We start from the raw sequence: 23890 nt of genomic DNA, 5'->3' as shown, positions 1-23890 counted from the left end.
CAGATGCTATTAGTTTTATAATCCTTTAATATATAAACCTTAAAAGGGTATTTGAGATTACTATGTATGACTTAGGTTTGTTAGTCGCAAGCTGCGCACTACTAGGCTGTATTGTTGGGTTTTTAGCTGGGTTACTAGGCATTGGTGGCGGTTTAATTATCGTTCCAGTTCTAAGCACTCTGCTACTGTCATTTAATGTAACGTCGGCTGATCATGTATTAGTAATTGCTATTGCAACCTCACTCGCTTCTATTTTATTTACTTCAACGTCTTCAGCGCTGGCTCATCATAAAAATGATAACGTGCCTTGGAATATTGCCCCATGGGTTATGTCGGGCGTGGCTTTAGGTGCACTTATTAGTGGCTTTGCAGCAAGTTTAATCCCTGAACAAATATTGCGTACAGTGTTTGCTATAAGCGTTGTCTTTATTGCAGCAAGAATGGTGCTATCCGCGCGTAATAAACCGATGTCAGATAAACCGTTACCAGCAGGTCCTATTTTATGTGGATTTTCTGCGATAATGGGCGGATTATCAGGTTTAATTGGTATTGGTGGTGGTGCTTTAATAGTACCTATGCTTAATTATTTTTCGGTTGATATAAAAAAAGCAATTGGCTGCGCAGCCGCGTGCGGAATTGTTATAGCATTATTTGGCTCTATTGGTTACATCAGCGCAGGCTGGCATGTTACCGATTTAGAGCATGGTTTTGCTGGGTTTGTTTATTTACCTGCATTATTTGGAATTGTTATTACCTCGTGGTTTGTTGCGCCTATTGGCGCCAAAGCAACTCACTATTTACCTGTTAATACAATTAAGAAAGTTTTCGCGGTGCTGCTTGTAGTTATCGCAATTAAAATGGTTTTTAGCTAAAGGTTTATTTTTTATGGCACTTGAGTTTCCTCAAATTGATCCAATTATTTTTTCTGTTGGACCGCTAAGCGTACGTTGGTATGGCTTGATGTATTTAATAGGTTTTGCATTTGCGATGTGGTTTGCAAATCGTCAAGCATCAAAGCCAAATTCGGGTTGGACTAAAGAGCAAGTAAGCGATTTACTGTTTTACGGCATGTTAGGGGTAATACTAGGCGGGCGTATTGGCTACGTATTGTTTTACCAGTTTAGTTACTTTATAGAAAACCCACTGTATTTATTTAGAATAGACCAGGGCGGTATGTCGTTTCATGGTGGAACACTTGGCGTTATAACTGCCGTCGCAATTTTTTCGTGGACGCGTAAAAAGTCGCTTCTTCAAGTGGGCGACTTTGTTGCACCACTGGTTCCTGTAGGGCTTTTAGCTGGACGTATTGGTAACTTTATAAACGGTGAATTATGGGGGCGTGTTACCGACGTGCCATGGGCAATGGTATTTCCAACGGGCGGTCCGCTTGCGCGTCACCCATCGCAATTATACGAAGCATTTTTTGAAGGCTTAGTGCTGTTTTTAATCCTGCAATGGTTTATTAAAAAACCACGTCCAGCAGGCAGCGTAGCCGGTGTATTTTTATTAGGTTATGGCGTGTTTAGATTCTGTATTGAATATTTCCGCCAACCCGATGCACAATTAGGTTTATTTGCCGACTTTATATCAATGGGACAAATACTTTCGTTACCTATGATTGTAGGTGGTTTAGGCTTATTAATTTGGGCATATAAACAACCTAAACAAATAACCACAGCTAAAGCATAATAAGAAGTAACGCATGAAACAATATTTAGAATTATGTCAGCGTATTGTTGACGAAGGGCAGTGGGTCGAAAATAAACGTACAGGTACGCGTTGTTTAACCGTTATCAATGCTGATTTAGAATACGATGTGGCTAATAATCAGTTTCCGATGATCACTACACGCAAAAGTTACTACAAAGCAGCGATTGCTGAATTGCTAGGCTATTTACGCGGGTACGACAGCGCTGCGCAATTTCGTGAAATTGGCTGTAAAACGTGGGATGCTAACGCAAACGATAACAATGCATGGCTTAATAATCCTAACCGTAAAGGTGAGGATGACATGGGGCGTGTTTACGGCGTACAAGGTCGTGGTTGGCAACGACCAGATGGCTCAACGCTTGATCAGCTTTCCAAAGTTATTAATAACTTAAAAAATGGCATTGATGACCGTGGTGAAATAATCACGTTTTATAATCCAGGTGAGTTTGAGCTTGGTTGCCTGCGCCCGTGTATGCATACACACACTTTCTCCTTACTTGGTGATACGCTATATTTAACGTCATACCAGCGAAGCTGTGATGTGCCACTTGGCCTTAATTTTAATCAAATTCAGTGTTTTGTGTTGCTTGCGCTAGTGGCTCAAATTACCGGCCACAAAGCGGGTAAGGCGTATCATAAAATTGCTAATGCACATATTTACGAAAACCAACTTGAGCTGATGCGTGATGTGCAGTTAACGCGTAAGCCATTTGCATCACCTCAGTTAAAAATTAATCCAGAAATTAAATCATTAAAAGACATAGAAACGTGGGTAACACGAGACGACTTTGAAGTAACAGGCTATCAATGCCACGAAGCGATTCAATATCCATTTTCAGTATAATAAAAGATTAAGGAAAACATAAAATGAAAGCAGTGATCCCAGTAGCAGGCCTTGGTACTCGTATGTTACCAGCCACTAAAGCAATTCCTAAAGAAATGCTGCCAGTGGTAGACCGTCCTTTAATTCAATATGTAGTAAACGAAGCCGTTGCTGCAGGCATTAAAGAAATAGTGTTAGTAACTCACTCAAGTAAAAATTCAATCGAAAATCACTTCGATACGAGCTTTGAACTAGAAGCTACTTTAGAAAAGCGTGTAAAGCGGCAACTACTTGCCGAAGTGCAAGCAATCTGCCCTAAAGACGTAACCATTATTCACGTACGCCAAGGTGAAGCAAAAGGCTTAGGCCATGCTATTAGTTGTGCTGCGCCTATTATTGGTAACGAACCGTTTGTAGTTATTCTACCGGATGTAATTATTGACGATGTAGAGAGCGATCTTAAAAAAGATAACTTAGCAGAAATGATCGCTAATTTTGAGCAAAACAAGCATAGCCAAATAATGGTTGAGCCAGTACCAATGGATGAAGTAGATAAGTTTGGTGTGGTTGATTTAGGCGATGTTGACTTAAAACAAGGTGAAAGCTCGCCAATTTTTAACATGGTAGAAAAACCGCCAGTAGACGAAGCGCCATCTAACTTAGCTGTAGTGGGTCGATACGTATTAAGCGAAAACATATGGCCGTTACTTGCAAAAACTCCGCAAGGAGCAGGCAATGAAATTCAATTAACTGACGCAATTGCGATGTTAATGGAACACGAAAAAGTAGATGCATACGCTATAAAAGGCCGTAGCCACGATTGTGGAAGTAAAATTGGTTATTTAAAAGCGACTATTGAATTTGCACTTCGTCGCGATGAATTTGCTGATGAATTAAAGTCATTTATTAAAAAACTGATTTAACAGTTAATGTAAATCATGAAAGGCGCCTATATCGGCGCCTTTTTTATGAGTTTTATCAGGCCTGTTTATCTTTCGAGGCTAAATTTGCAGCAGGCTGTTTGGTATTTAGGCAAGGCAGAGCCTATGTAGTGTGGTTATTCCCCATAAATAGGTGATAACGTAGTATAGATGCCAAACATGCGCTGCCCGAAGGGTTCTGCCTCGGGGCAATTTACTCTTTGTTGCCTACATGGATGTAGGTAAGGGGCGTGAGCAGGACGCGGAAGCTTTACTCGGTTTTTACTTATTCTTACAGGGATGTAAGTCAGTAGAATAACGCAGGAGCAGTTATCGAGCCCACTAGGTTACAAACCTCGCGCCGCGATTAAATAGCCCCTAGATTGAACAAGTTTTAATCCTGAAAGGTCAACAGGCCCTAGAGTAAAATAAGAAAGGAGCCTCTTTAAAAATAAAATTTTTAGGTCATTACAGACATATTGTTATTTATGTTGTAAAGTTTGTGTTAACTGGCATTAAATTTGTATTAAATAATGCTCTCAAGGAAGGGTGGGAGTATGCAACGTTGTGTTTTACAAAACACTGACAAGCATGCGAAGAGCTAAGTTTTATAGCTCACAGCTTAAATAAAGTTAAACGCTTTCTTGTGAGAATGTTTAACTGAAATGTAGTGAAAACACTGCTTTCAGGACAGCAAATACATGTTTATATATAAAAAAAATAACATTGGGCTTTTACTTAGCTTGCTAATGCTTTTATTTGGCACAGCATGCAGCGTTACGCCTGAAATAAAAACCATTGACGAACAACCTCAAAGTAACTCGCCTGACTACGTCTCAATTACAGCCTTGGAGCTTGCTCAGCTAAAAGATGCTGCAATGCAGTGGCAACAAGCACGCGAAGGTATAGAGCGAATTTTAAGATTAGAAAAAGAAATAACTTATCTCGTAAATCATATTGATATTATAAACAGCAAAGCTATTGCGCAGTCTAATCAAGGGTATAGCAGCAAGTCTGTACGCTCACCTCGAAACACACGTAATGTTAAATCACGCCAACAAGTTAAACAAAACTACAGCAATAAAAAACAAGCTGTAAAATTAAATAAACCAAAACATGTATTTGCTTTGCAGGTAGCTTCGGTTGACTCAGAGCAAGGTGTGGCTAAAGCATGGCAAGAGCTAAATACTAAAGCAGCACCGTTGTTTAGAGACAAAATATTGACTAACGTAGAAACCGCCAAGATAAACGACAAAATGTTTTATAGACTAAAACTAGGCTCTTACCAAAACTTTAAAAATGCAAAAGCAGATTGTGACGTATTCAAGCTGTATAAACTCGATTGCATAGTAAGTAACTACACCGATAAGCCAGTAAGGCTGTAGCCCGTATTACGTAATATCAATCTGTAATAATACCTAATCAATCTTGGGGATTAAACCTGACGCAATTATCGCTAATAATTTTGATATACGAGTGCACGGAGGCAGTAGCTAGAGCAATACAGCAATAACTAGTGATAGTAATTAAATAATGCAATTTTGTTTTGTTATCAACTCGGTTTTCTTACTTCAAAATAGACTACTTAATTAAAAAGTTGCTATAAATTGGCGCAAAATTTGCTTTGATTTATTATCTTGGTTAGTAGAGTGCATTTTGCAATGCGGTATTTGAAGTCTTGTCATTTAATATCAGTTTTATTCTTATCTTTTTATTTATATGGATGCAGCAGCGCAACTGTAAATAACGAGAGCGTGCAGCATTCTTTAATAACTGATAAACAAGTAAAAGAGTATGTTTCGCAGTGGCACTTACAGCAAGAAAGCATTGGTCGTTTAACTGCTATGGAAGATGATTTACAGCTATTAATTATGGCGTTATCGTCTCAAAGTGAATTAACTGAAAACCCTCCTTTACTCATGCAAAGTAAAACCGATATCACCTATGGTAATCAGCCTTCACAGAATTTGGAACCGACGGCACTAAATAACACTCCCGAAGTAAAAACACCAAACTTACAAAATTCAGAACTCACCTTAACAGATGAAACTAAAATTGGAGCACAGCTTGGTTGGTATTTAAAGCCAGAGCTTGTTAGAGCAAGAGTCGAAAGGCTTAAGCAATTATACCCTAGTGCATTTACTCAATTTAATTTTACTATGTTTGAACGTAAAAATAATAATATGACTTTGTATGGATTACGTGTAGGTCCATTTAAAAACGATGCTCAAGTAAGTGCGTTTTGTTATTTAGCTAATCAGCTTGATCAAGTATGTAATATTGCTGCTTTTGTCGGAAAACCAATATAATTAATAAATTAGGACTTTTAAACTTATATAGTATTAAAGTATTTGTACTAATAGTCGATACTAACTATAGTTGGGCAAATATTTGATAAAGCCCATTTTCTTATAAGGATTTAGCATGAAGTTTTATTTATCTGCATTAGCTGTAGCCACCGTGGTCAGCTCGTTTAGCACTTATGCTGCTACAGAGTCATTTGAAGCGAAAGTAACAGTACAAAATGCTGTAGTACTCACAAAAGATAACGATTTAAATTTTGGTACTATTCGTGCTATTTCAGATCCATTAGGCGCCGAACAAGCAACGCTGACAGTTAATCCTGATCCAGCTGCGAGCCCTGTTACTTCACAAGATAATCCAACTGGTAACGCTGCGAGTATCTCAATAATTGAAGGTGGTGAAGCGGGTGCTTTCAGTGTGTCAGATGTAGTACCAAACTCTATTTTAACCATTAGCGACCCAGTAAATACTTTGATACTACCCTTAGCTGGCCAAGGCTTAAATGAACCTGATTTTACTGTAGATGCTTGGACTTACTTTATAACGAGCGGAACAAATGCAGGAGCGCTTTATACGCAGGGTACTCCTAACCTACAAGCTGGTGCTGATGGCGCTGTATCATTTAATATAGGCGCGACTCTTTCTACTTCATCAAACGCATCAAGTGTGGATTACCCTGATGGTGAGTATTCTGGTAGCTTTAATATTGAAGTGTCATATTAATTAGTGTTTAAACAAACAATGCGCTTTTTGTATGTTTCTGCTTGGCTTTCGTTAATGTTTAGCGAGCAAGCCTATAGCGCAAGCATACAACAAGAAGCGCTTAATTTTGGCACTTTAGTTATCCCTCAAAATAATACTTTAAGCTCTATCACGATTAACCACAATGGTGAAATAACCACATTTGGTAGTATTTACGTATTAACTGAGGGGAATCCCGCAGAACTTTTATTTACCGATTTACCTCCGCTTACTCAAATATCGTTTAATAAAATGAGTGACTCTACATTGCAAAGTGAAGTACTTGGAGCTAATAGTGCCAAGTTTACGGTTGTATTAGTGGATTTACCAAGCACGCAAACTAGCGATGAATTTGGAGATCTTTTACTCAAAGTAGGTGGCCGTTTAATAACGACAGGGACTAGCCAAAGTTACTTAGATGGTAGTTTTATTACTGACACCCAATTAGAAATTACGATTGATTACTAAAGGAAAAACATGCTTTATAAAGTTTTAGTGCTGCTCGCACTGAGTGTATGTATTTTAGGAAAAAATGCATACGCAAATTTACTTATCTCTCCAACCCGTATTAGTTTTGATGAACGTCAACGAACCGCTAAAGTTACCGTAATTAATACGGGGGATGAATATCAAACATATCGTGTTTTATGGAGTGAGAAGCAAGCGCAACCTAGCGGTGGCTACATACAGTTGGCAGAGGCTACAAGCGAAAGTTTAAGTTCAATGGCACGTTTGTCACCAAAACAAATGCGTTTAGCACCTGGTGAAAAACAAACAGTAAAAATAGCAATACGTAAACCTAAAGGTCTAGCTTCTGGTGAGTACCGCTCTCATCTTCTATTTCAAGCATTGCCTGGTGAAAATACTAATAAAACAAGCTCAATAAAAGTTAATATGATTATGAGCTACAGCATTCCTATTTTGTTACGTAAAGACATGAAAGAGCCAGAAGTTGCCATAGAACAAGCTAAGCTAGTGCTAAATGAAAGCAATCAACGTCCTCAGTTTTTATTGAATATAAAACGAGAAGGTAAGTTTAGTAGCTACGGTAAATTAAGTGCTTACTTTGTTGATAGCAATAACGAGCAAGTTAAAATTGCAGAAATTGGTAATTTAAGTATTTATCCAGAAGTGGATAATGCGTTTGTAACCCTTAGTTTATTTAGTGACAAAAATTTAGATAAAGCAGGAAAAGTCATTTTTAAATATGAAGGCAGTCAAGAATATAAAGACCTTACATTTGCACAATACACTCTGCCTTTAACCTCACAATCACTTAATGTTTTAACTGTGAATGACGCTAAATAATTTATTGTATGCACTATTACTAAGCATAAGTAGTTTGCTTAGTAATAGTGTAATAGCTAATCCTAATTCTTCCGTGGGGGATGCTTTAACAACACTACGCGCAATTGAACTAAAGCTAACTAAGCCCGTTGAAGTAATTGATTATAAAAACAAAGAAAATCAGCAACAGCGAATCGCCACAGGCGAGTTATTAATACTTTCGCTTTATTTAAACTCATACTACTTAGGTGAAGTTGCAGCAATTAAAAGCGAGCAAAGTGTACAAGTTAGTTTAAGCGACTTATTTGATATTCTACAATTTGCAATGAATGTTGATGCTAGCAATCGAATTGCTCAAGGTGTTGGAGCAAATCAACAACCTCTTTTTCTAAATGCAGCGGTTACACCCGCTGTATTTACTAGTCCTACACAGAGCTACTTATTAGCAAAAAATCAAGTTACCATTGAAGATGATATTTATGTAGATATTCAAAGTTTACATAATGCTTTAAATCTAGAGTTTAATATTGATTACCCAGATTTAGAATTACTTATAAGCTCAGAGATCCCCTTACCGGTTGAACAACAAAGATACAGACAGTCGCGCAACCTAAAATCACCTAACAAGAGATCGCCACCTACGCTCCCATGGAAAGCTAGCCCATATAAAGCGCTATCTTCTCCGGTTGCCGACTTACAACTAAATTTTACCGCGAGCGATGATAGACATTCTACGAACTATTCACTTTTAGGCACTCAAGACTTTGCGTATTTATCTGCAGAGTATTTTTTGTCTGGACGAAGTACTGACTTACTTACCAACTCTAGGTTAACGTTTACAAAGCAAAACTTAGACAAAGAAATAAAAAACAGCTTCATGCCTACTGAAATATCTTTTGGTGATGTTATCGCCACGCAAGTAGGTAATAACTACAGTAGTCAGTATGCCCGAGGTGTTAAAGTTTCTAATAATGTAACCAGTAGAAAAATAGTTAATAACCAAGTTAACTTAAGCGGTGCTATACAGCCAGGTTGGGATGTAGAGCTGTATCGTAATGAAATATTAATAGACCAACAGCTTAGCCTCGCAGATGGGCGTTATATTTTTGATAATATAAACCTATTATTTGGAGCTAATAATTTTGAGCTTATTTTTTATGGGCCTCAAGGTCAAGTTGAGCGTAAAAGTGATTATTACTTTGTGGACGGAAATCAACTTAAGCAGGGACAAGGTAACTATGAATTGTCGGTTACTGAACAAGGCAAGCAGTTACTAAATAACAATGTTTCAAGCTCGCAGGGGCAGGGTTGGCAAGTTGCGGGTAGATATGAGCAAGGGCTTACAGATAATATATCTGTATACACTGCTACATCAGGTCAAAAAAATACGGATGACGATCTACTTAAGTATGCATTTGGTACCAACATAAGCTTGTTTGACCGATTATTATTAAATGCGAATGTTGAAAAAAATAATAACAATGAACAAGAATTTGAATTTACAGCCCGAACTCAAATTGCCGAACAATCACTACTTTTTAGCGCTACAAATCGTACCGACGAACAGCAGCAAGATTTTAACAGCTACCAAATAAATTTAGCTGGTGGGCTAATGAATAATACCTATGGACGCCTTTCTTATCAAAATAACGTATTATATGACGATAGTGATATTAGAGGGCGTTTTAAACAAGTACGCAACCAGTTCAACTACTCATACTCAGGATTTGCACTAAGTAACCAATTGCTGTGGCAACAAGACGATAGCTCTAAGAGTACTTTTGGAACAACACGTTTTCAAAAGCGCTTTGGGAGAACCTACACAAGGTTTGGTATAGATTATAGTATATCGCCAGTAAGTGAGCTTGTTAGTTACGAGGCTGAGTTTAGCCGCAACTTGGGCCGAGATTTACAAGCCGAACTGACTATAACTGATTCCCTTCGTAATAATATTCAATCGGCCGAATTAGGACTCAATTGGCAAAGCGACAAGTTTAGTTTAACGAGTAACTTAAACTACAACAGTAACGATGATTGGCGGCTCGGTATTTATAGTCGTTTTAGCTTAGGGTTTGATGTTGAACACAACACATATTTTGTCTCTAAGCGCAGCTTAACTAACACGGGTAGTTTAATGTTACGCGTATTTTTAGATCAAAATAATAACGGTATTATGGATGATGATGAGCACGGTGTTGGCGGCGTAAAGGTAAAAGGCGTTCACAATTATCGTCAAGCAATTACAGACGAACACGGCGTTGCGCTATTAACTTCAATGCCAGCAAATCGTACAACAGATATAATACTAGATAGAAATAGTTTTGAAGATCCGTTTTTAATACCAGCTAATGAGGGTTTTTCTATTACACCAAGGGCTGGTTTTGTAGAGTATATGGACTTCGCATTAAATAATGCCAGTGAAGTGGAGGGAGTTGTTTATCAACAAAAAGGTGATACAACACAGATCCAGCCCTTTGCAAATATAGCGCTATTGAATGAGAAAGGGGATCAAGTTGCACAAACTCAAGCAGCATATGATGGCTATTATTTATTTACAGACCTTAAACCGGGGCAGTATAAAGCAGTAATTGATGATGAATATAAACAACGCAAGCAGCTAAACAACACTCAAAATATAACAGTTAATTTATCGCCTCAAGGAGATGTAGTAATGGGCGTTGATTTAACGTTAAAGGCGCTCAGTGCAACAACAGGAAGCATTGCCAATGCCGGAAGTTTTAGTTCGTTAAATATCTTAAAAATTTATTACCGTTTAATAGCACCACGAATAGAGCAGCAAGAAGCTTTTTATATGTATGATAAAGCTAAAAATAAATTTATTTTAGCCTTAGCGTACGCAACAAATAGTTCGCCAAAGCTTATCTCTGTATGCGACTCAGTAAAAGCGCAAGGATTAAAGTGTGTTATTGAAACACATGAAATACTTCATTAAAGGAATTAGGATGAAAAGAGTTCAATGTATATTTTTAATCAGTGCAATGTTGCTAAGTTATGGTTGTGCGAATAATAAAGCAATTGATAATAGTATTACTCAGACGGAAATAGCTGACGAAAAAAGCTACGTAAAAATAACAAAGCAAGAACTTGAAGCTCTAAAAATGAGCTCCCAGCAGTGGCAAAATATGAGGCCTGAACTTGCGCGTTTATTACTTATTGAAGAAGACTTAAGTTTACTAATATCGCAACTTAATACAATTGCAAAAGAAAATGAGCAGAAAAATGCACCAGTAATAAAAGCAGAAATCGTTAATACCAACACAATTAATAACTCGAATATACAAGTAACAAAACCAGTTAATCCCAAATTTGCTTTACAAGTGCTTTCAATAACGCAAAAAGAACAACTCTCTTTAGCTTTTAGGCAACTACAGAAAAAGCTTCCTAACTTACTAGGCGATAATTTTGTAATGAATGTTGAAACAATAAATGTAAAAGGAGTTATGTATAACCGCTTAAAGCTAGGCGCATACATAGACAAAAAAAACGCTATGGCTGACTGTCAAAAATTAAAGAGCCAAAATATAAATTGTTTAGTTAGTTATTACGTAGATCAGCCTTTTACCGCACAATAGCTAAGTCGGCATACAAATTGCTTTATCCTCAGTATGTTTTGAAGAGGATGGCAATTATGCGCCTTTTACTGCCTTTACTATTTTTAAATTTAGCTGCTTGTAACTTGGTGCCACCGCCAGAACCAAGTGTGCCTACAGATGCACCTAAAGCAGCCATGGCTCCTTTTACGGTTAATGACTATGTAGTTAATTTAACGTCGCAACTTAACCACCTAAACGGAGCATTAAATGCTAATGCACGTGTTGGCGTTAGTAGCTTCTTTTATGCAGATGCACTAGATACAAAATTAGTGACAGGGCAGGCCTCAGGCTTAAGTCAGCAGATCCAAGAAAGTCTGCTTACGCAATTTACTCAACTAGGTTATCACACCGTTGAGTACAGACTTGGGAATAACCTTTCTTTATCAGAAAACTCAGACAGTATTTTAAGTCGCGATTTAGGTAAATTACGTAATCGCCAAAATATTGACTTGGTTATCACAGGAACAGTGACTCGCCAGCAGCATGCATACATAGTTAATGCACGGCTTGTGAATATAGAAAATAAACAGGTGCTCTCTGCGGGAAGTACCGAGATCCCAATTAATGTAATGTGGGGCAATGAGAAAATTCAGCAGCGTGACGGACTTTTATACCGAAGCGAATACTAATTTGGAGCACAAAATGAAAAACCTATTAATTACATTATGCTTACCACTGGGCTTTGGTTGCTCTCAAATACTAGGCACAATGAATACAGACACCGCAACACCACAAAGTGAGCAAAGCAATCAACTGGTGAGTAACCAACGCGACGTTGCAGCGCCTGTTTCTGACGATAACTTATTTCAGTCAGGAATGGCTCCACAAGATAACTACACAAAAGCAACACCGCCAATGCGTAAAAATATTAACCATTATGTGCGCGGCATAATGCAAGACATGGTTGAAAACTTACAGTACGTAAGTGAACAAACACCATTAGCTGTTTCGAGTTTTATTTTTTTAGATGAAGACTACAACGATGGTAGCTTACTAGGGAATCAAATTGCAGAAAGTTTCATGCATGAATTACACAGCTTTGGTGTACCCGTTATTGATTTTAAAACAACTGATTATATGCGCGTTACCTCAACAGGCGACTTTGTATTTAGTCGCGACTATTTAGAGCTAAATCAAGATCAAAACTTTAAGTATGTACTAGCCGGTACGCTTGTAAACCATCAAGGTGGTGTACTTGTTAATGCACGTATTGTTGGGCTAGAAAGTAAGGCCGTAGTAGGTTCTGCACAAGGGTTTATTCCACAGTCGGTTGTTGATGCGCTTAATAGTAGCTATCGCACTGATGGCATAATGTTAAAACAAGCAAGCAAGTGAGATAATTATGTATAGTAAATTATTAAACCGCTTTATCGTTTTTTTTGCTTTAGCTAATTTAACTGGTTGTGCCTTTACTCAAAATAATGAAAGTGCTGAAATGAATGCATCTTCAACCACACAAGTAAATTATGACTTAGCAAGCATGCTTAAAACAGCTGAGCAAAAATCAACTCAAGACGATGCTAACGGCAATCAATTTACACCACTTCAGCACCATAAAACACTTGCTAACTATGTAGAGCAAATGGCACTTGATTTGGTTGATACGCTTGAGTTTGAAAGTGATACCGACACCAATATTAATATTGCCGTTACTACCTTGGTCGATCTTGATTCATCGCTTACTAAAAGTAATCAATTGGGTAATCAAATTTCTGAAACATTAATTCATCAGTTACAAAAGTTTGGTTATGGCGTGGTTGATTTTAAAACAACCCAAACAATAGATGTAAATAGTCGTGGTGATTTTGCTTTTTCGCGTGATATTGAAAAGCTTAGCGAAGAGCAAATGGCGAGCCATGTATTAGCGGGTACATTAATTTATCGCAGTGATGTTGTTGTTGTAAATACACGTGTAATTAACGCGCATACAAAAAAAATCGTCGCGAGTAGTCGAAAACTAATCCCAATTTATGTACTAAATAAAGAAGATATATACTTATCAAGTAATTAAGTTCAGTTGTCGCTTGATATAAAAAACCAGATGCCGTTATAATTCACACCTCTAAGCACACAGCTTATTTGTGGCCTCTTAGTTAAATGGATATAACGGCCCCCTCCTAAGGGGCAGTTGCAAGTTCGATTCTTGCAGGGGCTACCAATTAAATCAATGAGTTATATTTTAACTTCCCTTCCTTATACTTTGTGTATAGCGTATATGTAGTAGTGCTGCACTTTTTAATTAAAGGCGTTTAAAGCTTCTTGCTCACATTTTTCACGCTCTGAAACCATGGCTTCAAAGTCGGCTTGAATTTGTGCTAGAACAGTTGGTGGGTTAAGTCGTTTGATTCTTTTAAATTGAATGCTTTCTTCTTCATCATAGGCGAGTATTGCTAAAGTGATTTTTTCGCGTTCGATACCATTTGAAAATATTCCTTCGGCATCTAATTGTATGAGCACTTTTTCCATTGTCGTAAGCCATTGATGCCAATTATCCATTGCTTCTATATCTGATTGAAACAAATCAATGCTGTCTTCTAGTTTTTGGCACTCTAGAGTTGTTTCATCAAAGTATTCGGAATAATCCTCAAGCATCGGGTAGTCTTCTGGATTCCATTTAGCCATGTAAAAGCTACTTACATCGTTGTTGTACTCTGCTTCAAATACTTTTTTTAAATCCGATAAGGTATTAAACATTGGCAGTAGTGAGTAGCTACCTGTGTGGTAAAAGCCCATTACATAAAGATCGTTACCGTATTTTTGTATAATGTTTTTAAATGCTTTTTTGGTATCTTGGTAAAGTGTTTTTTCGAAGTTTTTAGTATCTAACATGAGGTCATTATTTCTTTTATTATTACAGAAATTTATATGAAAAAGAGAGCGATTAAAACTCACTCTACTAAAATGAAATAACCAGAGCTATTATATAACTCTGGTTATTGTAAGTTAATATTAACCATCACTTGTAATAGTATCAATTAATTCACTAAGAACAGCTTCTGCTTTACTTGTTTCTACTTGGCAAGTGCCTGCATTTAAATGGCCGCCGCCGCCGTATTTAAGGCACAGTTCGCCAACATTGGTGTTTGAACTGCGGTTAGTTATTGATTTACCTATGGCATACACTACATTTTGCTTTTTAAGGCCCCACATTTTATGAATCGAGATATTGCAGTCGGGGTACATGGCATAAATAACAAATCGGTTTGTGGCGTAAATTGTTTCTTCCTGAGTTAAATCAAGGACTACTAAGTTTTTATGAACGGTAGCGCATTGAGAAATTTGCTCTTTGGCTTTTTCGTTATGCTCGTTATATAAAGCAACACGTTCGGCTACGTCTTCCATTTGCAGGATTTCTTCGATGCTCTGATCTTTACACGCATCAATCAGTTTCATCATTAATTGGTAATTTGAAATTTTAAACTCGCGAAAACGGCCAAGTCCAGTTCGCGCATCCATAATAAAGTTCATTAATACCCAATCGGTTGGGTTTAATATTTCGTCTTTTGAAAACTGAGCAGCATCGCCTTTGTCTACCGCGTCCATCATTTCAACAGAAATATTTGGAAGTTTTTCAGCGCCGCCATAATAGTCATAAACTACGCGAGCTGCTGATGGGGCTTTTGGGTCAATAATATGGTTTTTTATGTCGCTTGAGTTGCGAACGGTTTCGCTAAGGTGATGATCGAATGCTATATGACAGCCTGCAACGTAGGGGAGGTTGGTCGTAATGTCGTTTTCGGTAATGTCTATTTTGCCATCTTGCATGTCTTTTGGATGAACAAATAAAATATCGTCAATTAGGTCTAAGTCTTTGAGCAATACGGCACAAACTAAGCCATCAAAATCGCTGCGAGTGACTAGTCTAAATTTATTATTGGGCATAGCTATTCCATCTTTTTAATTGAATTATCAATTAAGTGTAACAGCTAAATTTTTTTTTGAGAGGTTAGCTTAAAAAAATTATAAAAAAAAGCCAAAACGTTAGTTTTGGCTTTTGCTTAGCAAGTTTGTATGTGTGGCAAATAGGCTATGCGCCTGGGCCACATTCCATACATGAATTTACAATGTCTGGGCCAAATTTAAGTTTGGCGTTTAAGTCGCGAAGAGCGGTGCGTAACCCTTCTTCAATTACTGGGTGGTAAAATGGCATGTCAAGCATTTCTGGTACGGTCATTTTGTTTTGTACAGCCCAAGCTAATAAGTGAGCGATGTGTTCGGCTTGTGGGCCAATAAATTCTGCACCTAAAAATAAGCCTGTGCCTTGCTCTGCATATACACGCATATGACCTTTGTTTTTAAGCATTACTCGGCTACGGCCTTGGTTTTCAAAGCTTACTTCGCCTACTTCAAAACAACCGCATGGGCCTAATCGGTCAGTAATTTGCTTGTAGCTTTCGCCTACCATTGCTATTTGTGGGTCGCTAAATACAGCTGCAATTTTTGCTCTGCGCAGACCTATACGTACATCTGGGAAGCGCCCTGCATTTTGACCTGCAATAGCACCTTGGTCAGATGCTTCGTGTAACAATGGGAGCATGTTACTTGCATCGCCTGCTATAAATATGTTCGACTCACCACACTGCATTGTATGTGTGTCTGCGTGCGGTACGCCGCGTTCATCAAGTTCAATGCCTGTGTTTTCAAGGCCTAGTTTATCTACGTTAGGTACTCGGCCTGTGGCTGCAAGTACGTAGTCAAACTGTTCGGTGTGTTTTTCACCTTGTTTGTCGGTGTAAGTTAGCTGTGCTTTGTCGCCAACTTGCATCATGTCAGATACGTTTGAGTCGGTATCTACAAAAAATTCTTCAGCAAAAACAGTATTTGCGTAGTCTTTTACTACTGGATCTGTAAGTGGGCCAATTGCGCCGCCTACACCAAATAGTTTTACATTTACGCCTAGTCGGCTAAGTGCTTGGCCAATTTCAAGACCTATTACACCAGGGCCAAATACAGCGACTGATTCTGGTAGGTCATCCCAATCAAATACGTCGTCGTTTATAATAAGTTTGTCACCAAAGTTATTAAATACGCCAGGGTATGAAGGGCGTGAACCGGTGGCAATTACAAAGCGTTTTGCTGTAATAATTGTATGGTCGTCTATTTGTACGCGGTTTGCGTCTAAAAATTTAGCGTAACCACGAATTTTATCACCCTCTGGTAATTCATCTACGGCTTCTACTACGAACCCTGCAAAACGATCTCGTTCACTTTTAACGCGTGCCATAACTGCTTTGCCATCAATGACAGGCTTTGAGCTATGAACACCAAATGCAGGTGCCATTTCAATTGCGTGTGCGGCTTCGGCGGCTGCAATCAATAACTTGCTTGGCATACAACCAACACGTGCACATGTGGTGCCGTATGGGCCTGATTCGATCATTAATACATTTTGTGTGAACTGTTTAGCATTACGATAAGCACTTAAACCAGCAGTGCCAGCGCCTATAACAACAACATCGGTTTGCAATTCTTTCATAGTGGTATCCTTTATTATTTTCAATCTAAGCGATGAGATTGATATAGAGGGGCGCGTACGCCCCTGCTATTTTTTACTTAATTAAGCAAAGTATTTTTCTAAGTCGTCTGAACCACCGATGTGCTTACCACCAATGAATATTTGTGGAACAGTGTCACGACCAGATACAGCTTTTAGACTTGTTAGTGATGCGCCTGCACCCATAACAATCTCTTCATATGCGAAGCCTTTTTCTGCAAGAAGCTCTTTTGCTTTTTTACAAAAAGGACAGCCAGGTTTAGTAAAGATGCTTACAGGTTCTGGTTTAGCTTGCTTAGGGTTGATGTAATCAAGCATTGTGTCTGCGTCAGATACTTCAAACGGGTCACCTGGTAAATCTGGTTCGATGAACATTTTGTCAACCACGCCATCTTTAACAAGCATAGAGTATCTCCAGCTGCGCTTACCAAAGCCTAGGTCGTTTTTGTCTACTAACATGCCCATGCCGTCAGTAAATTCGCCGTTGCCGTCTGGTAATAAAGTAATGTTTTGCGCTTCTTGATGCTCAGCCCATGCGTTCATTACAAAGGTATCGTTTACTGATAAACATACAATTTCGTCAACGCCGTTTTGCTTAAGTACGCCTGCTAATTCGTTGTAACGTGGTAAGTGAGTTGATGAACATGTTGGTGTGAATGCACCAGGTAGTGAAAACACTACAACCGTTTTACCTTTAAAAATTTCATCTGTTGTTACTGATTTCCATTCGTTATTTTGACGAGTTGCAAATGTAACACTTGGGACTGTTTGACCTTCGATATTGTTTAACATAGTTTTTTATTCCTCTTGATTTGTTGATAGCCATTATGGCGAACAATTAAATATAGTTCCAATCGTTTGTTTGTATTAAACTGATAGTTATAAACTATCATGTGGAGCTGAATATGAACTTAAAAGATTTTGAATATGTAAAAGCAATAGCGCAATACAAGCACTTTCGCAAAGCTGCCAATGCATGTTTTGTAAGTCAGCCTACATTAAGTGGCCAAGTAAAAAAACTCGAACATGAGCTTGGCGTTACTTTATTTGACCGCTCAACTAAACAAGTTACGTTAACAGCAAAAGGTGAACGTTTGTTGACGCAAATAGAGATTATTTTAGAACAAACGCAAATACTCAAAGAACTTGCTGCTACTTCTAATGAGCCTCTACAAGGTAAATTAACTATTGGTATTATTCCTACCATTGCGCCTTACTTGTTGCCTGCGTTATTAACATCAATGAAAGCGGCATTTATTGATAGTCAGTTTTCGTTTATTGAGATGCAAACAGCAACAATTTTAGAAGCTTTAAATAATGGCGAACTCGACTTTGCTATTTTAGCCGATGTGCCAGAGCTTATTAATTACCATACGGTTGCTTTATACAAAGAAGATTTTTTAGTGGCGGTATCACAAGATAACGCGCTTTCTAAGCATAAAAAAGTGGCGTTGAACGACCTTCAAGGATGCAGCCTACTAATGTTAAGTGATGGTCATTGCTTTAAAGATCAAGCCCAAAAGTTTTGTTTTTCTGCGGGAGTCGATATATCTAATCAGTATAAAGGTAATAGTTTAGAAACATTATTAGCGTTAGTGGCCATGGATGACGGTATTACATTTGTACCAAAACTGGCATGTACCGACCGTGTAGGGATTGATTACTTGCCTATATTCCCTAATCAGCAGCGTAATGTGGTGTTTGCATGCAGAAAGCATTATCCGCATTTATCGGGTGTAGAACAATTGGGCAAGTGGTTATCGGCTCACCCTAATTTAAAAGCTAAATTAACTAAAGATCTTGGCTGATTATTTCTACTACATCGTTAATTTGCACGCCAGGTAGTGGTTTGTCATCAATACTGACAGCTACTGCAGTTTGCTGATAAAGCTGCTCAACGCGAATTTTATTAAGCGTGGTGATGGTGTGTGGCATAACATTACCTGCCGCGTCGGTTAAATAGTTATGGTGCGCAATGCTTAGCATCTGGCCTTTTTTCAACCCATGAGCTTTACCTAAATTAATAACAATTTTGCTATTTTCCATGTGCATTATTTTGCCTTGAGTTGGCAAACACGCCATGGCTGCTTGAATGTCATAACTTACTGCTTGGTTGATATCGGTTATGCTTTGCCCATAAGGCGATTGCCAAAACCTATCACTATTAACGTCAACTATGGCTGTTTTTTCAAATGGCCAAATTGCTTGAGTATGGTAACTATTTTGCCAAAGTTGCTCATAGGTAGTGCCATCAAATAATACAAATTCAATGTTGTAACTGCGCTCGTACGCCTCGTCTTGCCAAAATGCATAATCGTTATTGAGTTTGTCGCTAGTTGAAAGGCTAGTTATTTGGCTAAGCAGTACATATTGAGCGTTACTGCGCGAAGATATTTCTTCTAATTGGGCATTTGAATAGTCGTGCTGCTGCGAAAAGTACTTATCAACGCTTATTGCATTATTATAGTAAGCAATAGGTACTGCGCTCATTTTTGATTTTTGCAGGGAAGTAAAAATATTTTTGCTAATCGCTTTGCTTACGTCAAATATTTGACCCATTTTGGCGTGTTCACGGTGAACAAGTTGGCTTTGTGTAACGGCCACAAACTTATTAAAACTATTTTGTGGGCATTGCTCTGTTTGAGAAAAAATATCGAGCCGTAATGTAACGGCAAATTTATTGTCGTATTTATTTTCGCTGACCAGTTCAATTTTTTGAATTTCTCCGTGGCTGCTAATTTTTAGCTGATCTTGCATCAACACGCCATCTACCAACGTTTGCACAGAGCTAACCCGTGCGCCAGAGAATACTAATGCCTGTGTAATCGCATCTTTTATAGCGGCAGATTTAGCCGCGCTTGTATCACCATTTTGGACGTTCGCGTGACCCGTTGATTCATACCACTGTGCTTTAGTAAAAGGGGAGAACGTTAATAATGCCGTTGCACTTAATCCTGCAAATGCCAATGATAAAAACGACTTCATACTTTTACTCCAATTAAACGTTAGCTATTAACTAGGTAGAGCAAGGACTGTACCAATGTTTTTTGGTAATTATTAGTAATGCCATAAATGGCATTAAACGTGCATATGTACTGCTAATTACTATACAAGGGCTAAATGCTATGCGAGCAATTTCATTACTTATTACACTTGGGTGTTTAACCTTAGGTGGTTGTAGCAGCGTTTTTGATAAGCATGTTGAATATAAATATGTAGAGCCAAATAATTACCCCGTTTTAAAAGCGATAGGGTATGCACCTATTAGCTTGCAAAAAGGCGCTAACCTTTCGCAAAAGCAACTTATGGCCATTAAGGCTTCTAAGCTTGAAGCTTACCGGGAGCTTACTGAGCAAGTATATGGGCAAAAAATTACCGCAGGAACAACGGTGGAAGGCTCAATTGCTCAAGACGATTACTTAGAAAGTAAAGTGCAGGGGCTTATTAAAGGTGCACAAATAATTAAAACTTACGCAGTAGATGACACTTACGTGACCGAGCTTGAGCTTAATATGAAGCGTGTGCACGATTTATACATAGGTGAGGTAAAACCACGCGAAGTTAAAAAAGTAACGTACTACTAAAAAAGTTATTCAAAATATCTCATCCTCCTATATTGAGTGCTATGCTGTTGTTAGGATTAATTTTAAGCAGATTGCGTAGTGCTCAACAGATGTATTTTATTGCCACTTATATTAACAGTGGCTCTGTAAATGGCGATTAAGCCAAGTCATTTAAATCCTCAATTATTTATATGGTGCAAAGCCAATTTGCGCTACCTATTGCTGTTTTTTGTACTCTCCAGTGGTGTGCTTGCAAGTCGACTAACTATTCAATTTAATACCTTTATAGAGCTCATGGGTCAAAAATACGGGCCTGCGCGAGCGGCGGTTGCACGCAACTGGCAAAGCATGTTGGTGCAAACTCAAAACAAGCCAGAGCAACAACAAATTCTTATTGTTAATGATTTTTTTGCGCGTAATTTACGCTACCAAACAGATATTTTGCTTTGGAAACAAAACGATTATTGGGCAACCCCTTTAGAAACATTAGGCAGAGGCCTCGGTGATTGTGAAGATTACGCAATAGCAAAATATATAAGCTTAAGAGCGTTAGGTGTGAGCGACGACAAGTTACGCCTTATTTATGTAAAAGCAAAAATTGCGGGCACTAACAAAACACAAGCGCATATGGTGTTAGGTTATTTTGCTACACCAAACGCTCAGCCACTTATTTTAGACAGTTTAATAACAAAGGTTTTACCTGCTGCAAAACGTGTAGATTTAAGCCCTGTTTTTAGCTTTAACAGCCAAGGTTTATGGGCTAATAATTCAACCAAAAGTGTAGCCAGCCCAACAGCAAGACTTTCACGCTGGCGTAAAATTTTGGAGCAGACAACCCAAGAAGGAGTTATGTGGTAATGGCATCATTTTCCTTATCTAAGTATCTTAAAAAACGAAAAATAACACTCAGGCAAGAGCTATGGATTGCATTATTAATTGTTATTTTTGTGGGCTTTATAAGTAGTGTTTTAATTAGTACTAATTCGGCTAAAAGTTATTTTTCGACCCAGCTGTACTTAAAAAATGTAGATAACGCCAGCTCACTTGCGTTGATGATCAGTCAATTAGACAAAGACCCCGTTGAGCTTGAATTATTAGTTTCAGCCACATTTGATACCGGTCACTATAAGCGAATAGAGCTACAAAACCCGAATGGTGAGGTGATTGTTAAACGCACATTTACCGATGAGCTTAAAGCGACGGCTCCTAAGTGGTTTAGGGCAATGTATGGATTAAATGTTCAACCAGGAGTTGGGCAAGTAAATAATGGTTGGCAGCAATTTGGAACTTTGTTTATAGAAAGCCATAGTCAATATGCTGAGCAAGCCTTATGGGAAAGTGCGCTTAAACTATTTTTTAGTTTTTTAATTGTCGCTTTTTTTGCTTGTATAGTTAGTGCTTACTTTTTAAGTAGGATATTAAAACCGCTAGATGATGTTGTGTATCAGGCTAATGCATTTGGTGAAAAACGTTTTATTAAATCCACCGTCCCTCGTACATTTGAGTTTGCACGTTTAGTGCAATCTATGAACCAATTATCTACCCGTTTTAGTCGTATTATTAAAGAAGATAGTAAACGTTTAGAAGAGCTTAGATTTAAATCACAACATGATGAGCTAACTGGTTTAGCAAATAGAGAATACTTTGGTGCAACGCTTGAGGCCCACTTACAAAAATCGAAAGATCATGCCCATGGCGCCTTGTTTTTATTTCGGGTTGTAAACCTAGATAAAATGAGCGAACAAATTAGCCGTGTAGAAATGGTTAATTTCTTACGTCGTTTTTCGCAGGTTTTAATCGAGTTTTTAGAATCAAATGAAGCACACTTTTCAGAAAACTACATAGCCCGAATATCACATAATGACTTTACTGTACTGTTTAGTGATACTGATGATATTGAACTATTGAGTGAAAAAGTAGTTAGGCTCCATGAATCTTTTATTGAAGAGTATAAAAATATTGAATTAGCTATACCGCATAGTTGCACTTACATACAAAAGAATGACACGCGGTTTGATGTATTAAAACGAGCCGATGAACTTTTAAAATCAGCCGATAATAAACCAGGTGTTCAAGCAAAAGTAAGTGACAATAAACAAAAAAGCGAGTTATTTGATGATGCAACGAGTTGGCAAAAGGCAATAGAAGAAGCCTTAGATAACAAAACACTCGAAATTAATGCGTTTCCAGTAACGAGCTTTTCAGGGCAGTTAATGCAAAATCAATTAGGGCTGAGCCTAGAACTTGGTGGGCAAGTATATCGTGCAAGTTATTATTACCAGTGGGCTAATCGACTAAAGTTATTAGCGCGTTTAGATTGGGGTTTAATCAAGGCGTTGGTTGCTCAGTATAGTATTGAGCCACCAAGTGAGCTGATTTCGGTTGAGTTATCTGCCCAAACATTACTTGATGATGCTGCGCTTGCTTCAATTCTTACCTATCTATCGGCATTTCCTGATTTAGCCTCTAAAATTTGCTTTGATATACGAGAAAGTATTGCCGTCAGCGAAATTAAAATATTTAAAGGCTTTTGTGAAGATGTAAGGTGTATGGGCGCTAAGGTGGCGTTAAAACGTGTAGGTCCTGAATTTACTAAAATTGAAAAAATTCAGGAGTTTGGGCTTGAAATGATTAAGATTGATAGCGTTTATGGGCATAATATTAGTTACAGCCAAGATAACCAAACATTCCTGCGAGGGGTGTGTACGTTAGCGCACTCTATTGGTATTAAAGTGGTCGCACAAGGTGTTACCAGTCAAGATGACCTCGATACACTTATTAACTTAGGCTTTGATGGGGTTATTAAAGAGTAAAAGGGCATTAACCGTGCGGTTAATGCCCTTTTACAACTAACATTAATTGGATGCGGTCGCGTACTTTTAGCTTATTAAATATAGAACCCATATGCTCTTTAATCGTACGCTCTGTAATATTTAAAGATTCTGCAGCCTGTTTATTAGTAGCGCCAGTTACAACAATATCAACTACTTGGCGTTCTCGTTTTGTGAGTAACTCAAGCTCGCATGTACTCGCATATTTAAACGGTGTATTTGATAAAGCTCCCACTAAATTAGATAGTAATTGTCCTGGTAACCATATTCCGCCAGAACAAATAGTCTCAAGTACTTGTTCAATAATTACTTTAGTGGCGAGTGCTTCTACGTATCCTTTAGCTCCTGCTTCAAGCGCACTCCTTAGTTGATTTATTTCTAGTTCGTTGGTCATAACAATAACGAGTAAACGTTGTTGCGAATACTTTTTAACGAGCTCAAGCCAGTTCGGTGTACCGGCTAAAACCCAAATAATACTTGATGCCGTTACTCTGTTTGGTTCTTTTGTGCATATTAAACAACCAGGAAACGCTGCACGCCAGTGCTTCGATTCAAATTCAGGCTGTGTAATAAAAATACTTTGGCGCATTATTTCTCCATTTA

General features: G+C 38.1%; 24 protein-coding genes and 1 tRNA gene. 19 read left to right on the top strand and 6 right to left on the bottom strand.

Annotated elements, in window-relative coordinates; genetic code table 11:
• Nucleotides 1–62 precede the first annotated feature (62 nt).
• The 15 genes from H5092_RS00860 (at nucleotide 63) to H5092_RS00790 (ending at nucleotide 13557) form a co-directional block, all read left to right on the top strand.
• A complete protein-coding gene (locus H5092_RS00860; RefSeq protein WP_182732732.1) occupies nucleotides 63–872 on the top strand; it encodes a sulfite exporter TauE/SafE family protein in 810 nt (269 codons plus the stop codon).
• A gap of 13 nt (nucleotides 873–885) precedes the next feature.
• A complete protein-coding gene (lgt, locus tag H5092_RS00855) occupies nucleotides 886–1689 on the top strand; it encodes a prolipoprotein diacylglyceryl transferase (RefSeq protein WP_002958701.1) in 804 nt (267 codons plus the stop codon).
• A gap of 13 nt (nucleotides 1690–1702) precedes the next feature.
• Nucleotides 1703–2554 carry a thymidylate synthase gene (locus tag H5092_RS00850; RefSeq protein ID WP_182716104.1) on the top strand — a complete coding sequence of 284 codons (852 nt, stop codon included), beginning with the start codon at nucleotides 1703–1705 and terminating at the stop codon, nucleotides 2552–2554.
• 23 nt (nucleotides 2555–2577) lie between these two features.
• On the top strand, nucleotides 2578–3456 hold the full coding sequence (gene galU, locus H5092_RS00845; RefSeq protein ID WP_002958699.1) for a UTP--glucose-1-phosphate uridylyltransferase GalU: 879 nt from the start codon (nucleotides 2578–2580) through the stop codon (nucleotides 3454–3456).
• Between the two features lie 698 nt (nucleotides 3457–4154).
• A complete protein-coding gene (locus H5092_RS00840; protein ID WP_024594911.1) occupies nucleotides 4155–4838 on the top strand; it encodes an SPOR domain-containing protein in 684 nt (227 codons plus the stop codon).
• Between the two features lie 369 nt (nucleotides 4839–5207).
• On the top strand, nucleotides 5208–5762 hold the full coding sequence (locus H5092_RS00835; protein WP_182720294.1) for an SPOR domain-containing protein: 555 nt from the start codon (nucleotides 5208–5210) through the stop codon (nucleotides 5760–5762).
• A gap of 115 nt (nucleotides 5763–5877) precedes the next feature.
• Nucleotides 5878–6480, top strand: a complete 603-nt coding sequence (locus H5092_RS00830; protein ID WP_170071817.1) for a DUF4402 domain-containing protein — start codon at nucleotides 5878–5880, stop codon at nucleotides 6478–6480.
• 3 nt (nucleotides 6481–6483) lie between these two features.
• Entirely contained in the window at nucleotides 6484–6966 is a 483-nt protein-coding gene (locus H5092_RS00825; protein ID WP_182694323.1) for a DUF4402 domain-containing protein, read from the top strand.
• 9 nt (nucleotides 6967–6975) lie between these two features.
• Nucleotides 6976–7806: a molecular chaperone gene (locus tag H5092_RS00820; RefSeq protein WP_182694324.1), complete on the top strand. Its 831-nt coding sequence runs from the start codon at nucleotides 6976–6978 to the stop codon at nucleotides 7804–7806.
• 34 nt (nucleotides 7807–7840) lie between these two features.
• Nucleotides 7841–10738, top strand: coding sequence for a hypothetical protein (locus H5092_RS00815; protein ID WP_220492427.1), 2898 nt, complete (start codon nucleotides 7841–7843; stop codon nucleotides 10736–10738).
• On the top strand, nucleotides 10707–11378 hold the full coding sequence (locus H5092_RS00810; RefSeq protein ID WP_310736000.1) for an SPOR domain-containing protein: 672 nt from the start codon (nucleotides 10707–10709) through the stop codon (nucleotides 11376–11378). The genes H5092_RS00815 and H5092_RS00810 overlap by 32 nt, the downstream gene beginning before the upstream one ends.
• A gap of 56 nt (nucleotides 11379–11434) precedes the next feature.
• Nucleotides 11435–12028 (top strand): FlgO family outer membrane protein, encoded by a 594-nt coding sequence (locus H5092_RS00805; protein ID WP_182732731.1) that lies wholly within the window; start codon nucleotides 11435–11437, stop codon nucleotides 12026–12028.
• Between the two features lie 13 nt (nucleotides 12029–12041).
• Nucleotides 12042–12734, top strand: a complete 693-nt coding sequence (locus H5092_RS00800; RefSeq protein WP_024589981.1) for a FlgO family outer membrane protein — start codon at nucleotides 12042–12044, stop codon at nucleotides 12732–12734.
• A gap of 7 nt (nucleotides 12735–12741) precedes the next feature.
• Nucleotides 12742–13410: a FlgO family outer membrane protein gene (locus H5092_RS00795; RefSeq protein WP_182732730.1), complete on the top strand. Its 669-nt coding sequence runs from the start codon at nucleotides 12742–12744 to the stop codon at nucleotides 13408–13410.
• Between the two features lie 72 nt (nucleotides 13411–13482).
• Nucleotides 13483–13557: transfer RNA gene (locus tag H5092_RS00790), tRNA-Arg, on the top strand.
• 77 nt (nucleotides 13558–13634) lie between these two features.
• Here H5092_RS00790 and H5092_RS00785 read toward each other — a convergent pair.
• The 4 genes from H5092_RS00785 to H5092_RS00770 all read right to left on the bottom strand — a co-directional run bounded on the left by H5092_RS00785 (nucleotide 13635) and on the right by H5092_RS00770 (nucleotide 17685).
• Nucleotides 13635–14228 (bottom strand): DUF4303 domain-containing protein, encoded by a 594-nt coding sequence (locus H5092_RS00785; protein WP_024598731.1) that lies wholly within the window; start codon nucleotides 14226–14228, stop codon nucleotides 13635–13637.
• A 120-nt stretch (nucleotides 14229–14348) separates the two neighbouring features.
• Nucleotides 14349–15281: an exopolyphosphatase gene (locus H5092_RS00780; protein ID WP_182711531.1), complete on the bottom strand. Its 933-nt coding sequence runs from the start codon at nucleotides 15279–15281 to the stop codon at nucleotides 14349–14351.
• A gap of 145 nt (nucleotides 15282–15426) precedes the next feature.
• Entirely contained in the window at nucleotides 15427–16875 is a 1449-nt protein-coding gene (locus tag H5092_RS00775; protein ID WP_182732729.1) for a dihydrolipoyl dehydrogenase, read from the bottom strand.
• Nucleotides 16876–16956: 81 nt separating this feature from the next.
• A complete protein-coding gene (locus H5092_RS00770) occupies nucleotides 16957–17685 on the bottom strand; it encodes a glutathione peroxidase (RefSeq protein ID WP_182692706.1) in 729 nt (242 codons plus the stop codon).
• A 113-nt stretch (nucleotides 17686–17798) separates the two neighbouring features.
• Between H5092_RS00770 and H5092_RS00765 the strand changes: the two genes are divergently transcribed.
• Nucleotides 17799–18701, top strand: a complete 903-nt coding sequence (locus H5092_RS00765) for a LysR substrate-binding domain-containing protein (protein WP_024595781.1) — start codon at nucleotides 17799–17801, stop codon at nucleotides 18699–18701.
• Here the strand turns inward: H5092_RS00765 and H5092_RS00760 are convergent.
• A complete protein-coding gene (locus H5092_RS00760; RefSeq protein ID WP_182696555.1) occupies nucleotides 18685–19878 on the bottom strand; it encodes a flagellar assembly protein FlgT in 1194 nt (397 codons plus the stop codon). The two genes, H5092_RS00765 and H5092_RS00760, sit on opposite strands and share 17 nt — an antisense overlap.
• A 140-nt stretch (nucleotides 19879–20018) precedes the next feature.
• Between H5092_RS00760 and H5092_RS00755 the strand changes: the two genes are divergently transcribed.
• From H5092_RS00755 to H5092_RS00745, 3 genes are all read left to right on the top strand, one after another.
• A complete protein-coding gene (locus H5092_RS00755) occupies nucleotides 20019–20477 on the top strand; it encodes an LPP20 family lipoprotein (RefSeq protein WP_024593173.1) in 459 nt (152 codons plus the stop codon).
• Between the two features lie 129 nt (nucleotides 20478–20606).
• The gene (locus H5092_RS00750; protein WP_182692702.1) at nucleotides 20607–21314 is read left to right on the top strand and encodes a transglutaminase-like cysteine peptidase; all 708 of its coding nucleotides are present in this window, start codon (nucleotides 20607–20609) and stop codon (nucleotides 21312–21314) included.
• Nucleotides 21314–23269, top strand: coding sequence for a LapD/MoxY N-terminal periplasmic domain-containing protein (locus H5092_RS00745; protein ID WP_182732728.1), 1956 nt, complete (start codon nucleotides 21314–21316; stop codon nucleotides 23267–23269). The genes H5092_RS00750 and H5092_RS00745 overlap by 1 nt, the downstream gene beginning before the upstream one ends.
• A gap of 19 nt (nucleotides 23270–23288) precedes the next feature.
• Here H5092_RS00745 and H5092_RS00740 read toward each other — a convergent pair whose 3' ends face one another.
• Nucleotides 23289–23876 (bottom strand): response regulator transcription factor, encoded by a 588-nt coding sequence (locus H5092_RS00740; RefSeq protein WP_138488691.1) that lies wholly within the window; start codon nucleotides 23874–23876, stop codon nucleotides 23289–23291.
• Nucleotides 23877–23890: the final 14 nt, after the last annotated feature.

This window comes from Pseudoalteromonas sp. SR41-7, from assembly GCF_014163935.1.
Taxonomy (GTDB): Bacteria; Pseudomonadota; Gammaproteobacteria; order Enterobacterales; family Alteromonadaceae; genus Pseudoalteromonas; species Pseudoalteromonas distincta.
Note: the sequence above shows the minus strand (reverse complement) of the source record. Positions and strands in the feature narration are given on the sequence as shown.

Coding starts and splice junctions, on each gene's coding strand:
- galU (WP_002958699.1), top strand. CDS start 2,578: ATGAAAGCAGTGATCCCAGTAGCAGGCCTTGGTACTCGTATGTTACCA.
- H5092_RS00750 (WP_182692702.1), top strand. CDS start 20,607: ATGGCGATTAAGCCAAGTCATTTAAATCCTCAATTATTTATATGGTGC.
- H5092_RS00795 (WP_182732730.1), top strand. CDS start 12,742: ATGTATAGTAAATTATTAAACCGCTTTATCGTTTTTTTTGCTTTAGCT.
- H5092_RS00785 (WP_024598731.1), bottom strand. CDS start 14,228: ATGTTAGATACTAAAAACTTCGAAAAAACACTTTACCAAGATACCAAA.
- H5092_RS00830 (WP_170071817.1), top strand. CDS start 5,878: ATGAAGTTTTATTTATCTGCATTAGCTGTAGCCACCGTGGTCAGCTCG.
- H5092_RS00860 (WP_182732732.1), top strand. CDS start 63: ATGTATGACTTAGGTTTGTTAGTCGCAAGCTGCGCACTACTAGGCTGT.
- H5092_RS00820 (WP_182694324.1), top strand. CDS start 6,976: ATGCTTTATAAAGTTTTAGTGCTGCTCGCACTGAGTGTATGTATTTTA.
- H5092_RS00800 (WP_024589981.1), top strand. CDS start 12,042: ATGAAAAACCTATTAATTACATTATGCTTACCACTGGGCTTTGGTTGC.
- H5092_RS00740 (WP_138488691.1), bottom strand. CDS start 23,876: ATGCGCCAAAGTATTTTTATTACACAGCCTGAATTTGAATCGAAGCAC.
- lgt (WP_002958701.1), top strand. CDS start 886: ATGGCACTTGAGTTTCCTCAAATTGATCCAATTATTTTTTCTGTTGGA.
- H5092_RS00760 (WP_182696555.1), bottom strand. CDS start 19,878: ATGAAGTCGTTTTTATCATTGGCATTTGCAGGATTAAGTGCAACGGCA.
- H5092_RS00780 (WP_182711531.1), bottom strand. CDS start 15,281: ATGCCCAATAATAAATTTAGACTAGTCACTCGCAGCGATTTTGATGGC.
- H5092_RS00745 (WP_182732728.1), top strand. CDS start 21,314: ATGGCATCATTTTCCTTATCTAAGTATCTTAAAAAACGAAAAATAACA.
- H5092_RS00755 (WP_024593173.1), top strand. CDS start 20,019: ATGCGAGCAATTTCATTACTTATTACACTTGGGTGTTTAACCTTAGGT.
- H5092_RS00775 (WP_182732729.1), bottom strand. CDS start 16,875: ATGAAAGAATTGCAAACCGATGTTGTTGTTATAGGCGCTGGCACTGCT.
- H5092_RS00805 (WP_182732731.1), top strand. CDS start 11,435: ATGCGCCTTTTACTGCCTTTACTATTTTTAAATTTAGCTGCTTGTAAC.
- H5092_RS00850 (WP_182716104.1), top strand. CDS start 1,703: ATGAAACAATATTTAGAATTATGTCAGCGTATTGTTGACGAAGGGCAG.
- H5092_RS00765 (WP_024595781.1), top strand. CDS start 17,799: ATGAACTTAAAAGATTTTGAATATGTAAAAGCAATAGCGCAATACAAG.
- H5092_RS00770 (WP_182692706.1), bottom strand. CDS start 17,685: ATGTTAAACAATATCGAAGGTCAAACAGTCCCAAGTGTTACATTTGCA.
- H5092_RS00840 (WP_024594911.1), top strand. CDS start 4,155: ATGTTTATATATAAAAAAAATAACATTGGGCTTTTACTTAGCTTGCTA.